The 14138-nt window shown below is 70.2% G+C and carries 11 protein-coding genes and 2 tRNA genes; 5 read left to right on the top strand and 8 right to left on the bottom strand.

All coding sequences use genetic code 11. The features are described from left to right. Both tig and ACRDP3_RS18780 read right to left on the bottom strand, forming a co-directional pair. The coding region (gene tig, locus ACRDP3_RS18785; RefSeq protein WP_431518123.1) for a trigger factor at positions 1 to 1129 on the bottom strand (1129 nt) is incomplete at its 3' end. Positions 1130 to 1254: 125 nt separating this feature from the next. After that, a tRNA-Pro gene (locus ACRDP3_RS18780) sits at positions 1255 to 1331 on the bottom strand. 61 nt (positions 1332 to 1392) lie between these two features. Here ACRDP3_RS18780 and ACRDP3_RS18775 point away from each other — a divergent pair. Beyond that, a tRNA-Gly gene (locus tag ACRDP3_RS18775) sits at positions 1393 to 1463 on the top strand. Between the two features lie 67 nt (positions 1464 to 1530). On the opposite strand, the gene ACRDP3_RS18770 is transcribed toward ACRDP3_RS18775, so the two are convergent. Continuing rightward, complete coding sequence (locus ACRDP3_RS18770) at positions 1531 to 1725, bottom strand: hypothetical protein (RefSeq protein WP_431518122.1); 195 nt, start codon at positions 1723 to 1725, stop codon at positions 1531 to 1533. A 484-nt stretch (positions 1726 to 2209) separates the two neighbouring features. Between ACRDP3_RS18770 and ACRDP3_RS18765 the strand changes: the two genes are divergently transcribed. Next, positions 2210 to 3499 carry an acyltransferase family protein gene (locus ACRDP3_RS18765; RefSeq protein ID WP_431518121.1) on the top strand — a complete coding sequence of 430 codons (1290 nt, stop codon included), beginning with the start codon at positions 2210 to 2212 and terminating at the stop codon, positions 3497 to 3499. Positions 3500 to 3953: 454 nt separating this feature from the next. Here the strand turns inward: ACRDP3_RS18765 and ACRDP3_RS18760 are convergent, their stop codons facing one another. From ACRDP3_RS18760 to ACRDP3_RS18750, 3 genes are all read right to left on the bottom strand, one after another. Next, positions 3954 to 5111, bottom strand: coding sequence for a PP2C family protein-serine/threonine phosphatase (locus tag ACRDP3_RS18760; protein ID WP_431518120.1), 1158 nt, complete (start codon positions 5109 to 5111; stop codon positions 3954 to 3956). 170 nt (positions 5112 to 5281) lie between these two features. Further along, positions 5282 to 6127, bottom strand: coding sequence for an Fpg/Nei family DNA glycosylase (locus ACRDP3_RS18755; protein ID WP_431518119.1), 846 nt, complete (start codon positions 6125 to 6127; stop codon positions 5282 to 5284). A 6-nt stretch (positions 6128 to 6133) separates the two neighbouring features. Next, positions 6134 to 6619 carry a ribose-5-phosphate isomerase gene (locus tag ACRDP3_RS18750; RefSeq protein ID WP_431518118.1) on the bottom strand — a complete coding sequence of 162 codons (486 nt, stop codon included), beginning with the start codon at positions 6617 to 6619 and terminating at the stop codon, positions 6134 to 6136. A 195-nt stretch (positions 6620 to 6814) separates the two neighbouring features. Here ACRDP3_RS18750 and ACRDP3_RS18745 point away from each other — a divergent pair, with 195 nt between their 5' ends. Beyond that, the gene (locus ACRDP3_RS18745; RefSeq protein WP_431518117.1) at positions 6815 to 8287 is read left to right on the top strand and encodes an amino acid permease; all 1473 of its coding nucleotides are present in this window, start codon (positions 6815 to 6817) and stop codon (positions 8285 to 8287) included. Positions 8288 to 8513: 226 nt separating this feature from the next. On the opposite strand, the gene ACRDP3_RS18740 is transcribed toward ACRDP3_RS18745, so the two are convergent. Continuing rightward, positions 8514 to 9146: a DsbA family protein gene (locus tag ACRDP3_RS18740; RefSeq protein WP_431518116.1), complete on the bottom strand. Its 633-nt coding sequence runs from the start codon at positions 9144 to 9146 to the stop codon at positions 8514 to 8516. 167 nt (positions 9147 to 9313) lie between these two features. Here ACRDP3_RS18740 and pepN point away from each other — a divergent pair, with 167 nt between their 5' ends. Next, positions 9314 to 11986: an aminopeptidase N gene (gene pepN, locus ACRDP3_RS18735; protein WP_431518115.1), complete on the top strand. Its 2673-nt coding sequence runs from the start codon at positions 9314 to 9316 to the stop codon at positions 11984 to 11986. A gap of 52 nt (positions 11987 to 12038) precedes the next feature. Here the strand turns inward: pepN and ACRDP3_RS18730 are convergent, their stop codons facing one another. After that, positions 12039 to 13040 carry a LysR family transcriptional regulator gene (locus ACRDP3_RS18730; RefSeq protein ID WP_431518114.1) on the bottom strand — a complete coding sequence of 334 codons (1002 nt, stop codon included), beginning with the start codon at positions 13038 to 13040 and terminating at the stop codon, positions 12039 to 12041. Between the two features lie 210 nt (positions 13041 to 13250). Between ACRDP3_RS18730 and snpA the strand changes: the two genes are divergently transcribed. Further along, positions 13251 to 13916 (top strand): snapalysin, encoded by a 666-nt coding sequence (gene snpA, locus ACRDP3_RS18725; protein ID WP_431518113.1) that lies wholly within the window; start codon positions 13251 to 13253, stop codon positions 13914 to 13916. The last annotated feature ends 222 nt before the right edge of the window (positions 13917 to 14138 follow it).

The raw sequence follows: 14138 nt of genomic DNA, 5'->3' as shown, positions 1-14138 counted from the left end.
GCTCCGTCAGCTCTTCCTGGCTGACGTTGAGCTTCTCGGTGCTGACCAGCTCGTCGAGGACGAACTGGGTGCGGATGCCCTTCTCCGCCTGCTCCTTGAGCTCGGCGTCGAAGTCCTCCTCGGACTTGTCCTGCATCTGCAGGTACGTCGCCAGGTCGAGGCCCATCTGACCGAGCTGGTGGTTGACCAGGTTCTGCTTGCGGGTGGTGATCTCGTCCTCGAGCAGCTTGTCCGGTACGGGGACCTCGACCAGGGCGAGGAGGGCCTCGAGCACCTTCTCCTGTGCCTCGGTGGCCTGCTCGTGCTTCTTCTGGTGGCCGAGCCGCTCGCGGCTGTCCTCGCGCAGCTCCGCGAGGGTGTCGAACTCGCTGGCCAGCTGGGCGAAGTCGTCGTCCAGGGCGGGAAGTTCGCGCGCCGAGACGGTCTCCACGTCGACCTTGACCTCGGCCTCCTGGCCGGCGGCGGAACCGCCCTTGAGCTCGGAGGTGAAGGTCGCGGTGCCGCCGGCCGCCAGGCCGGTGACCGCGTCGTCGATGCCTTCGAGCAGCTCGCCGGAGCCGATGGTGTAGTCGACGCCCTTGGCGACACCGTCCTCCAGGACCTCGCCGCCGACCTTGGCCTCCAGGTCGACTTTGACGACGTCACCGGCTGCGGCGGCGCGCTCGACGACGGTGGTGGAGGCGAAGCGCTCACGGAGCTGCTCGACGGCCTCGTCCACGTCCTCGTCGGAGACCACCGCGGCCTCGACCTCGACCTCGATGCCGGAGTAGTCCGGGATCTCGAGCTCGGGACGGATGTCGACCTCGGCGGTGAAGGCGAGCAGCTCGTTGTCCTTGAGGTCGGTGATGTCGACCTCGGGCTGCCCGAGCGGGTTCAGCTCGCCCTCCTCGACAGCGGACTGGTACAGCTTCGGCAGCGCGTCGTTGACGGCCTCCTCCAGCACCGCTCCGCGCCCGAACCGCTGGTCGATCACCCGGGCAGGGATCTTGCCCTTGCGGAAGCCGGGCACCGTGACCTGCTGGTTGATCTTCTTGTACGCCGCGTCGAGGCTGTCCTTGAGCTCCTCGAAGGGCACCTCGACTGTGAGCCGAACCCGGGTGGGGTTCAGGGTCTCCACGGCGCTCTTCACGGTCGGTCTCCTTGGGGCTGACTGCTGGGGGTCTCACGCTCTGCCGGAGCGCCCCGTGGGGGACACGGCCACCTTCGAGGGCCGGGCCGGACACGACACGGGCACGCGCGACTTTTCATAGTACGTGGTCGGGGTGGCCGGATTCGAACCGACGACCTTCCGCTCCCAAAGCGGACGCGCTACCAAGCTGCGCCACACCCCGTTCGGTGCGACACGTAGAGTACATGGACTACGATGCTCTTCGTGCCGCTCAGGCGGCGCATGCGGGCGTAGCTCAATGGTAGAGCCCTGGTCTTCCAAACCAGCTACGCGGGTTCGATTCCCGTCGCCCGCTCCGCACCGCCACGGCCCGGCTCCCCCGTGGGGGAGCCGGGCCGTTCGCGCGTCGGAAGCCTGCCGCGTCAGAAGTTGATCTGGTTGACCATGTCGGCGATCGAGTTCATGAACCGGTTGATGGACGGTGCCATGCCGGTCGAGGCGAGGAAGAAGCCGAAGAGCACCGCCACGAGGGCGGGTCCCGCCTTGATCGATCCACCCCGGATCATCACCACCAGGATGACTGCCAACAGCACCACCACAGACAGTGAAATGGCCACAACTGATCACACCTTCGCGGTCGGAACGCCTCACCCGGCCCGGGGGCCGGTCGCCACGTCCGCCCCCTGCGCGGACCATCGTGCCATCAAGTCTCGTGCCCGCGGAGCAGAGTGACGAATCATCGGCCATGGCTCTTGTCCGGTCGTAGCGGTTCTCCCCCGCACACACACCGCCGACACGCCGCCCGCCCGCATTCCGGAACCGGCACTCGGGGCGATGACGGCGTGGACTCGGTCACAATCGATACGCCGAACGGACGGATTCAGCCGCCGATGAAGCGCGAACAAGCCCCGAACGAGTCGCGGAGGGGCCGTCACGCCAGACCGACATGTCGGACATTACGCATCAATGTACCCCTGCTTCAGGGGTGTTGGCGGGGAAAATCGCTGCTGGGAAGGGTGTGCCGAAACCAGGTCCGGGAACCCGTTGTGAATGCGCGACAAGAATTTACGCCCCCCAGGTTTGAGCACTAAGGTGGCGCAGATGTTGCACGCTGGTTATGAGCGGGCACCGCTCCCCCCGGTCCGCCAGGAATCCCCCTCCGCGACGCATGAGGCGCCCACGGAGCCGCCGGCCAAGGTCAAGAAGCAACCGGCCGAACAGCGGGATCCGTTCCTGGACAACGCGAAGTACCTCACGATCGTGCTCGTCGCGATCGGTCACGTGTGGGATCCGCTGCGCGACGACAGTCGCATGGCCGGCGCCCTGTACTTCGTGCTCTACGCCTTCCACATGCCGGCGTTCATCATCGTGTCCGGCTACCTCTCACGCAGCTTCACGGGCACGCCTCGGCAGATCAAGCGGCTGGTCACCGGCGTACTGGTTCCCTATGTCGCCTTTCAGACCATTTACACCCTCTTCATGCGGTGGGCAAGCGACAACCCCGACCGCGAATTCCACTACCAGGAGCCCGGGTTCGCCCTCTGGTTCCTGGTCGCCCTCTTCCTGTGGCGGCTGACGACCCCGCTGTGGAAGACCCTGCGCTGGCCGGTGCCGATCGCGCTGGCCATCGCCGTCGCCGCCGGCGTCACGCCGTCGATCAGCAGCGACCTCAACCTGGAGCGGGTGCTGGCGTTCCTGCCGTTCTTCGTCCTCGGCCTCCAACTGCGGTCCGAACACTTCCAGATCATTCAGCGGCGCCGGTTCCGGCTGCTCGCCGTGCCGTGCTTCGCGGGCGCCCTGCTGGTCGCCTACTGGGCGGTGCCGAGGATGTCGAAGGGGTGGTTCCTGCACGACAAGGCCGCGCAGGACCTGGGCGCCCCGGCCTGGGTGGGCGGCGTCATGACGCTGGCCGTCTTCGGCTGCGGCCTGGTGCTGACGGCGGCCTTCCTCGCCCTGGTTCCGCGTCGCGCCATGTGGTTCACCACGCTGGGCGCCGGGACGCTCTACGCCTACCTGCTCCACATCTACCCGATCAAGATCTCCCGCGAGTTCGAGTGGTACGACATGGACTGGGTCGACCATCCGGTCAGCCGCGTCGGCATCACGCTGCTGGCCATGGTGATGATGACCGTGCTGTGCACGTCGCCCTTCCGGCGGGCCTTCCGCGTCATCATGGAGCCGAAGATGGAGTGGTTCTTCAAGCGGGACGCGGGCGCTCAGGCCCGGGAGCGCGAGAAGGCCTCCGCCGCGCAGGCCGCCGCCCAGACCCCGGCCGAGCGCTCCGCTCCGGCCCGCACGGCGGAGGACTCGGCCGCCGCCTCGGTCCCGTCGCCGTACGCGTCCTCCTCCTCGTCGCACCACACGTTGGGCCGGCGGCACGCGAAGTCGTAGGGGCCTGCGACCCCGGCCGGCCCGGTCACGGGCCACGGTGACCTCCCCGCGCAGGCGCCGTACGTTCCGCGGGAACCGTCCGGTGGGGCAAGGACCACGGCGCCCCGCCGCAGCTGATCGCGGAGACCGGCCCGCAGCGCCTGCCGGTCTCCGCCCACGGCACTGGGGCGTGTTTTGAAAGTCCCTCCCCCAGACTCCGTCCGGGAGGTGCCCCCAGGCCCGCGACGCCTGGCACGCACATCCTCCCCCTGGGCCTTCGGCCCGGGAGGTGCCCCCAGCGTTGTCGAATCGACCGACTAGCCCACTACGAGGTCGATCTCCCCCTGGCTTCGCCGGGGGGACCCCCACCGCCTTGCGGCTGCACGCACCAGACGCCGCGGGCCCCGCCCTACTGGGGGCACCCCCGGGCCGCCAAGGCCCAGGGGGAGGACGGCGCTAACTTTCAAAACACGCCCTAGCCGCGGCAGAGCAGGAGCAGGGCCCGGTCGTCGTTGACGTCGCGGGCCACCGTCTCGATCAGGTGCCAGGCGGCGCCCTGGAATCCGGCGGCGACGTAGCGGTCGGCCTCGCCGGTGAGGCGGTCGATACCGTCGGCCAGGTCGCGCTCCGAGGTCTCCACGAGACCGTCGGTGAAGAGCATCAGCACATCGCCGTGCAGCAGCGTTCCCTTGACCGGGTCGAACTGGGCGCCGCCGTAGACCCCCAGCAGCGGTCCGTCGCCCGACTTCTCCTCCCACCTGCCGGTGCCGGCGCCCCGTTGCAGGGCGGGGACATGACCGGCCGAGAAGAGCTCATAGTCGCCGCTGTCCAGGTCGAGGACGAGGTGCACGGAGGTGGCGAAGCCCTCGTCCCAGTCCTGCCGGAGCAGATAGCCGTTGGCCGCGGGCAGGAAGGCGTGCGGCGGCAGCGAGCCCAGCAGGCCGCCGAAGGCCCCCGACAGCAGGAGCGCGCGGGAGCCCGCGTCCATCCCCTTGCCGGAGACGTCCGTCAGCACCACTTCGAGAGTCCGCTCGCCGGCACCGGTGCGGGCGGCCACGACGAAGTCGCCGGAGAAGGACTGACCGCCGGCGGGACGCAGCGCCATCTCGCGGTGCCAGCCGCGCGGCAGCTTCGGCAACTTGCTCTGCACCCGGATGCGTTCACGCAGGTCGAAGAGCATGGTGCCGCCGCGCCGCCAGGGCACCCCGACACGGCTGCGAAACTGCGCGATGAGCAGCCCGGAGAGCCCCGCCGCGGCGACCACCAGAATGGTGCCGGGTGTCACCCGGCCGACGCCGTCCTGGTACGGGCCGAGCATCGCGGACTCCACGATGAGAGCCACCGCCGCGCTCGCGTACAGGGCGAGCAGGCTCGCGGGCCGCAGCAGCAGTCCGCCCGCGATGATCGGCAGCACCAGCGCCTCGGGGGCGCACCACACCGGCATCAGCACGGTCAGGGACGTCAGGGCGGGGACGGTGAGCAACAGCGCACCGAGGGCGAGCCAGTCGGAGACGCCGCCGCGGAAGTAGTCGACGGCGGACCGGCGCAGCACGGTACGGGCCCGGTGCAGCGCCTTGCGCGCCTTGTGCAACCGGGCCTGCGGGGGGGCGAGGCGCGGACGACGTACCGCCATGTCGTGGACCTTATCGACCCATTGAGCGATGCGTCGATTCCCGGCATCACGCGCAAGAACAACGGACCGTGCATACGCACGTGCAGCAAGCACTCGCTGTTCTGACGGAGGAGCGGCCGGGACGGGCGCCGGCTCAGGCCCGCGGCGGTCGGGCCGCCTGGCAGGAGCCGTCAGGCCGCCTGGCAGGTGGGGCACCAGAAGAGGTTGCGGGCCGCCAGACCTGCGGAGCGGACCGCCGCACCGCAGACATGGCAGGCCCGTCCCGCCCGCCGGTAGACGTACACCTCGCCGCCGTGGTCGTCGACGCGCGGGGCGCGCCCCATGGCTTCAGGAGTGTGGCGGGGGCGCACGGTGTCGATGCGGTTGTTCCGCACGCCCTCGCGCATCAGCCCGGCCAGATCCGCCCACAGGGCGTCCCACTCGGACCGGCGCAGGTCCCGCCCCGGGCGGTAGGGGTCGATGCCGTGCCGGAAGAGCACTTCGGCACGGTAGACGTTGCCGACTCCCGCGACGGTCTTCTGATCCATCAGCAGGGCGGCGATGGTGGTGCGGCTGCGGGAGACCCGGGCCCAGGCACGGGCCGGGTCGGCGTCGTCGCGCAGCGGGTCCGGGCCGAGCCGCCGCTCGACGGCCCGTTTCTCCGGGTCGCTGAGGAGTTCGCAGCGGGTGGGCCCGCGCAGGTCGGCGTAGTGGCCGGGGCCGGCGAGACGCAGCCGCACCTGCCCGACGGGTGCGGGCGCGGGCCCCGTACCGAAGCTGAACTTGCCGTACAGGCCCAGGTGCACGTGGACCCAGCTCGTGCCGCAGCCGTGGTCGCAGTCGTGGGCAGGGAAGCCGCCGTCGAAGCCCAGGAACAGATGCTTGCCGTGGGCGTCGGTGTCCGACATCAGCCGCCCGTCGAGAAGCGCCGCGCCGTCGGTGAACCTTCCCTGCGGGCTGGCGGCCCGTACCGTCCGGCCGCCGAAGCGCTCCAGACAGTCCTGGGCGAGCCGGTGGATCGTGTGTCCCTCGGGCATGCCTTCCTAGGACTCCGGGTGGTGCTCGGGTACGGGCGGGAGCTGACCGGTGATCTCGTACGCCGAGAGCATGTCGATGCGCCGGACGTGCCGGTCCCCTTCCGAGAACGGCGTGTTCAGAAAGGTCTCGACGAACCGCACCGCCTCATCGGTGGTGTGCATCCGGGCGCCGACGCTGACGACGTTGGCGTTGTTGTGCTCACGGGCCAGCGACGCCGTCTCCTCGCTCCACGCCAGCGCACAGCGCACACCCTTGACCTTGTTCGCGGCCATCTGCTCGCCGTTGCCGGAGCCGCCGACGACGATGCCGAGGGCTTCGCTGTCGTGCGCGGTGCGCTCGGCGGCGCGGAGGCAGAAGGGCGGATAGTCGTCGGCGGCGTCGTAGATGTGCGGGCCGCAGTCGACGGGCTCGTGCCCGGCGGACTTCAGCCACTCGACGAGGTGGTTCTTGAGTTCGTAGCCAGCATGATCGGAACCGAGGTACACGCGCATGGGCCGAGTCTATGACGTGCCGGATCAACTCCCCTGCCGGGCACCGCCGCTCAACTGATGTGACTACCCAGCGTGGCCATCGTGTCCGAATGCTGGAACGGCTCCAACGGGGATTGAAGTGCTGCGGGACGCTGCCGAGACTGACCCGAGCAAGAAACTCGATCATCCGTAGTCTCCCCCAGGAACGGCCCCTTCATGACGCGCACCGAGCTGTCCGAGGCACCCGCCTCGTCCAGTACCGAGGATTCCGGCTCCGCTCCAGGGCAGCGCGTGCTGTCACACGGGCTGAAGCAGCGGCATCTGTCCATGATCGCCCTGGGCGGCGTGATCGGGGCGGGACTCTTCGTCGGCTCCGGGGCGGGGATCGCCGCGGCCGGTCCGTCGATCGTCCTCGCCTACGCGGCGTCCGGACTGCTCGTCATGCTCGTGATGCGGATGCTGGGCGAGATGTCGGCGGCGAACCCGGCGTCCGGTTCCTTCTCCGTGCACGCGGAGCGCGCGCTCGGCCCCTGGGCGGGCTTCACCGCGGGCTGGATCTACTGGGTGCTGCTGTGCGTCGCCATCGCCACCGAGGCGACCGCCGCCGCGGACATCATGACGGGCTGGCTGCCCGGCACCGACTCCTGGATGTGGGTCGCGCTCTTCATGGCGGTCTTCTGTCTGACCAATCTGGTCGCGGTGCGCAACTTCGGCGAGACCGAGTTCTGGTTCGCGGCTCTGAAGATCTTCGCGATCACGGCCTTCCTGCTGCTCGGCGCCTGCGCCGTCATCGGCGTGCTGCCCGGCACCGACGCACCCGGCATGGCCAACCTCACCGGCAACGGCGGCTTCCTGCCGGCCGGGACGGACGGCCTGGTCATCGGTCTGCTCGCCTCCGTGTTCGCCTACGGCGGTCTGGAGACGGTGACCATCGCGGCCGCCGAGGCCGAGAACCCGGTCCAGGGCGTCGCCAAGGCGGTGCGCACCGCGATGTGGCGCATCGCGGTCTTCTACGTCGGCTCGATGCTGGTGATCGTCACGCTGATCCCGTGGGACGACAAGTCGGTGGTCTCCGGTCCGTACACGGCCGTGCTGGACCACATCGGCATTCCCGGCGCCCCGCAGGTCATGAACACCGTCGTGCTGATCGCCCTGCTGTCGGCCATGAACGCCAACATCTACGGCGCCTCCCGGATGGCCTTCTCGCTCATCGCCCGTGGCCAGGGCCCGCGCCTGCTGGGCCGGGTCAGCCGGAGCGGCGTCCCGCGCCCGGCCGTCGTCGCCTCCTCCGTCTTCGGCTTCATCGCGGTGCTGCTGAACTTCTGGTGGCCGGACACCGTCTTCCACTGGCTGCTGAACATGGTCGGCGCCGCGACCCTGGTGGTCTGGGGCTTCATCTCGGTCTCCCAACTGGTCAGCCGTCGCCGCCTGGAGCGCGACGCGCCGGAGAAGCTCGTGGTGCGGATGTGGGCCTTCCCCTTGCTGACCTGGGTGGCCATCCTCGGCATCGTCGCGGTGCTCGGGCTGATGCTGCGCGACGGCGAGACCCGCACCCAACTGGCCTTCACGGCCTGCCTGACGGTCGTGCTGATCGCGGTCGGGCTGTTCCGGCAGAAGTCGCTGCCGCGTGGCGGAGCGGGTACGGACGAGGCCCGCACGGCAGCCGCCCCGTCCCAGCACAAGGACTGATTGCCCACCACCCAGGACGAGAGCGGAGCGGTCCCGCACTGCGGGGCCGCTCCGCTCTCCTTCGCGCCCTGTTGATGCGGGCACTCTCTTGCAAGTAATGTGCAATAAGAGACTGCTCGTGATCGTCTTCTCACTGTTCACAGGGCAGGCAGGAAAGAGGGAGGGTCCCCGTACGGTCGTGACGTACGGGGACCCTCCCTCAGGCGGTGCCGGCCGGCCGTCGGCCTCAGTCGTCGAAGACCGGCGCCGCGTCGCGGGTGCGCTTGATCTCGTAGAAGCCCGGGGTCGAGGCCACCAGCAGGGTGCCGTCCCAGAGCTTCGCCGCCGCCTCGCCCTTGGGCGCCGGGGTGACCACGGGGCCGAAGAAGGCGATCCGCCCGCCGTCCGCGCCGGGCACGGCGATGACCGGGGTGCCGACGTCCTGGCCGACTAGGTCGATGCCCTCCTTGTGGGACGCGCGCAGCGCTTCGTCGTGGTCGGTGGAGTCGGCGGCGTCCACCAAGGCAGCGGGCAGACCGGCCTCTTCCAGTGCGGCGACCAGGGTCTCCCGCGACTGCTTCTGGCCACGGTTGTGGAAACGGGTGCCGAGCGCGGTGTAGAGCGGGCCGAGCACCTCGGCGCCGTACTTCTGCTCGGCCGCGACGCACACCCGCACCGACTCCCAGGCGTCGGCAAGGAACGTGCGGTAGCCCTCGTCCAGCTCGTCCAGCTTGTCCTCGTTGAGCACGGCCAGGCTCATCACGTGCCAGCGGACCTCCACGGGCCGTACCTTCTCCACCTCCAGCATCCAGCGGGAGGTCAGCCAAGCCCACGGGCACCTGGGGTCGAACCAGAAGTCGGCGACGGTTTTCTCGGCCATTACCAGGGTCTCCTCGGCATCGGTGCGACATTCGGATCTCTCCGCCGCAACGCACCCGGGCACGCGCCCATTCCCGGGTGTGCGCCGTATCCGCCCCGTGCGATGCTGAGGCGGACCGGTGCGGATCTTGACAGGTCAGCCGCGAACGCGAGACGAGGAGCGCCGCAGTGCCCGGAGAGAACCTGACCCGTGACGAGGCGCGAGGGCGGGCCCGGCTGTTGTCCGTGGACGGGGCCGTGCTCGGGTACGACGTGGCGCTGGACCTGCGATCCGCGATCGATCCCCCGCCGGCGGACGGCCCGCGCACCTTCCGGTCGACGACGACGATCCGGTTCCGCTGTGCCGAACCGGGTGCGGCCAGCTTCGCCGATCTCGTGGCGCCCTCGGTGCACTCCGTGACGCTCAACGGCCGCTCGCTGAACGTCGACACGGTCTTCGACGGCACCCGTATCGCCCTCGACGACCTGGCCGCCGAGAACGAGCTGGTGGTCGACGCCGCCTGCGCCTACAGCCGTACGGGCGAGGGACTGCACCACTTCCTCGACCCGGAGGACGGCGAGGTCTACCTCTACACGCAGTACGAACCGGCCGACTCCCGCCGGGTCTTCGCCAACTTCGAGCAGCCCGACCTCAAGGCGCGCTTCGACTTCACGGTCACCGCGCCCGCCGGGTGGACCGTGCTCAGCAACGGCGCACAGCGGGGAGCGCCCGAGCCGCTGGACGAAGGAGCGGCGGCGCGCTGGCGCTTCGCGCGCACCGAGCCGATCTCGACGTACATCACCGCCGTCGTGGCCGGGCCCTACCACTACGTCTCCGACAGCTACCGGCGCTCGCTGCCCGGAAACACCGAGCTGGAGATCCCGCTCGGCGCGCTGTGCCGCAAGGGCCTGGCCAAGCACTTCGACCCGGACGACATCTTCACGGTCACCAAGCAGGGGCTGGACTTCTTCCACGACCACTTCGGCTTCCCCTACCCCTTCGGGAAGTACGACCAGGCGTTCGTACCGGAGTACAACATCGGGGCGATGGAGAACCCCGGCCTGGTCACCTTCCGGGAGGAGTTCGTCTTCCGCGGCAAGGTGACGGAGGCGTCCTACGAGGGCCGGGCCAACGTCATCCTGCACGAGATGGCGCACATGTGGTTCGGCGACCTGGTCACCATGGAGTGGTGGGACGACCTGTGGCTCAAGGAGTCCTTCGCGGACTACATGGGCGCGCTGGCCCTGGTGGAGGCGACCCGCTTCACGGACGGCTGGATCACCTTCGCCAACCGCCGCAAGTCCTGGGCCTACCGTGCCGACCAGCTGCCCTCCACCCACCCGGTCACGGCCGACATCCACGACCTCGAGGACGCCAAGCTCAACTTCGACGGGATCACCTACGCCAAGGGCGCCTCCGTGCTCAAGCAGCTGGTGGCCTATGTAGGCAGGGAGACCTTCCTGGAGGGCGCCCGGCGCTACTTCCAGCGGCACGCGTGGGGCAACACCACGCTCGCCGATCTGCTGGCCGTGCTCGCCGAGACCTCCGGACGCGACATGGAGGCGTGGTCGCGGGCCTGGCTGCAGACCGCCGGGGTCAACTCCCTGACGCCGCAGGTCACCTGTGACGCGGAGGGCAGGGTCACGGAGCTGGCGGTGCTGCAGGAGAGCGGCGGAGCGGACGCGCTGCTGCGCCCGCACCGGGTCGCCGTCGGGCTCTACCGCCGCGCGGACTCCGGCCGGGCGCTGGTCCGCTACGCGCGGGCCGAGACGGACGTCACCGGCGCCCGTACGGTCATCGACCAGCTGGCCGGAACCGAACGGCCCGATCTGGTGCTCGTCAACGACGACGACCTGACGTACTGCAAGACCCGCCTGGACGAGGTCTCGCTGCGGACGCTGCGCGCACACCTGGGTGAACTCGACGGTCCCGGCGGCGTCTCCGGCCGACCCGACGGCCCCGACGGCGCCGACGGGCACAATCCCTCGCTCTCCCGGGCACTGTGCTGGTCGGCGCTGTGGAACCTGACCCGGGACGGGCTGATGCCCGCACGGGACTTCGTCGCGCTGGTGCTGTCCTTCGCGGGCACCGAATCGGACATCGGCGTACTGCAGATGCTGCACGCCTGGAGCCGTGCGGCGGTCGTCCACTACGCCGCGCCCGAGTGGCGCGAGGAGGGCCGCCGTGCGCTGGCCGAGGGAGCGGTGAGCCGGCTGCGGCTGGCGGAGCCGGGCAGCGGTCACCAGCTGGCCTGGGCCCGCTTCTTCGCCGCCGTCGCCGCGGACGACCAGGATCTGCTGCTGCTGAGCGGACTGCTGGACCGTTCGGCGCGCATCGACGGTCTGGAGGTCGACCAGGAGCTTCGCTGGACCTTCCTGGAGACGCTGGCAGCACGGGGTGCGGCCGAGGCGTCGGTACTCGACGCCGAACTGGCCCGCGACAACACGGCGTCCGGCAAGCGGCACCACGTCCGCTGTCTGGCGGCCCGGCCCTCGAGCGCGGTCAAGGAGCAGGCGTGGGCGGCGGTGATCGAGTCGGACCGGCTCTCCAACGCGCTGGTCGAGGCCACCATCGCGGGCTTCGCCCAGCCGGACCAGCGGGAGCTGACCGCGCCCTACGCGACGCCGTACTTCGAGGCCCTGGAAGGGATCTGGCAGAGCCGCTCGATCGAAATCGCGATGGCGGTCGTACGGGGCCTCTACCCGGACCTGCAGGGCGACCAGGCCACGCTGGACGCGACGGACGCGTGGCTGGCCGCCCACGAGGAGGCGGCCCCGGCCCTGCGCCGCCTGGTCCTGGAGTCCCGCGACGACCTGGCCCGCGCGCTGCGCGGCCAGCGCTGCGACGCGGCCGCGGGCTGACCCGGCCACCCCGGGCCGCAGGCTCAGGGGACGGTCACCGGGCCGGCAGGCCCTACGCCACCACCGTGAACGGCAGCGGCGTGGCGTGGTTGTCGTCGTCGTGGCGCTGGAACCAGTGGCGGTAGGCGTCACTGGCCCAGGCCACCTCGCGGTAGGCGGCCTCCAGGTCGGACAGCAGCGCGTCCGAGCCGATCACCGGTGCCGAACCGGGTGCCGCCGCACGAGTCGCCAGCAGCAGCCGTACGGCGAGCGGGTCGCCCAGCAGCGGACGTACCACCCTGCCGGGCCGGGACTGCGAGGTGGGCTGGCAGGCGGCGACCACTTCGCCGGCGGCCACCAGATCGGCGGCGGCGAGATTGTCACCGTGCACGATGCGCGGGTCGATGCCGGCTTCGGCGAACACCCGGCGCAGTCCGGTCCAGTCACCGTCCGCGCTCGGGTCCACCATCCACCGCTCCTGCGCCAGGTCCTCGAGGTTGAGTACGGACCGGGCGGCGGCGGGGTGGTTCGCGGCCACGGCGACGAACTGCGGTTCACGCTCGACGAGTACGTGCAGCTCCACCCCGTCCGGTATCCGCAGTGGAGAGCCCTCGACCTCGTGCACGAAGATGGCGTCGAGCTGGTCCGCGGCGACCATGCGCAGCAGAGTGTGCGCGGAGACGTCCATGTGGATGGTGGTGTCGGTCTCCGGGAGGCGGGCGCGCAGCCGGCGGAGCCAGCCCGGGACGGCGGGGCTGCCCGTACTGCCGATCCGCAGATGTGCGCCGCCCACTCCGCTCGCGGCCGCTCTGGCCTCGCGGACCAGAGCGCTCATCTCGGCCACGAGCGGCCGGGCCCGGCAGAGCACGGACCGGCCGAGCGGCGTGGGTCTGCTTCCCGTACGCTCTCGGGAGAAGAGCTGGCCCCCGACGGCCTTCTCGATGCGGCGGAGCTGCGTCGTCAGAGAGGGCTGGGTCATGCCGAGTTGGCGGGCGGCCTTGTGCACACTGCCCGTGTCGGCGATCGCGCACAGCGCACGAAGATGCCTCACTTCGAGCTCCACGCGGCCGAGCATATCCGCGCCCGCTCATGCCACACCAGATGCCGAGGCACCACGAACCTTCCCCACGGATCGGGTGATGCGATCGCCCTATCACCACGTGCCATCATCCCCTGGGCCGAAGTCTCCAACAGACTCTGCGTCGGCAGGAGTTCATCCGGAGGTATCGCGGCCGCCCCCCACCTCAGAGCGGTCGGGTACTTCGGACCAGAAGGAGATCCCCCCATGAAGTACCGTAAAACGGCCCTCTCCGCCACACTCGGCCTCGGCTTCGCCCTCGGTCTCGGCGCGATGCCCGCCTCGGCGGCCACGCCGGACGACGGCGGCTCGGCCAAGGCCGGCAGCAGTGTGACGACCGGATACACCGGCGAGTCGAACAAGGCGAACGAGGCGTTCTTCAACGCCGTCGTCAAGGACGCCTTGAAGAAGCAGGCCGCCAAGCCGGGCATCCAGCTCGTCACCGTCAACTACGACGCCAGCGGCGCCCCCAGCTTCGCGAGCGAGATCGCGAACAGCACGGCGGTGTGGAACTCGTCCGTCTCCAACGTGCAGCTCGCCGAGGGCGGCGGCGCCAGCTTCGACTACCGCGAAGGCAACGACCCGCGCGGCTCCTACGCCTCCACCGACGGTCACGGCAGGGGCTACATCTTCCTGGACTACGCGCAGAGCCAGCAGTACGACTCCGACCGCATCACGTCACACGAGACCGGTCACGTCCTCGGTCTCCCGGACCACTACGAGGGCCCCTGCAGCGAGCTGATGTCCGGCGGCGGCCCGGGCCCGTCCTGCACCAACGACAGGCCGGACGCGAACGAGTCCGCCCGCGTCAACCAGCTGTGGGCCAACGGCGTGGCCAACGTGGCCTTCGACCAGGCGGCCTTCGCCAAGTAAGCGGCACAGTACGCGCACCACGCACGGGTACGAGCAAGAGCTGGAGAAATCCAGGTACGAGCAGCACACCTGAAACGCACCATCGCATCCCCCCACACGAAGGCCCCCGGTCCCGCCGGGGGCCTTCGGCCTGCCACGAGGGCCCCCGGCGGAACCGGGGGCCCGGCCGGCTCAGCCGCCCGCCGCGTCCGCCTCCTGCGCGCGCAGCGCACGCTCGACGCC

This window comes from Streptomyces sp. (assembly GCF_050698815.1).
Lineage (GTDB): Bacteria > Actinomycetota > Actinomycetes > Streptomycetales > Streptomycetaceae > Streptomyces.
The sequence above is the reverse complement of the archived record's forward strand: the minus strand, read 5'-3'. Positions and strand labels throughout refer to the sequence as shown.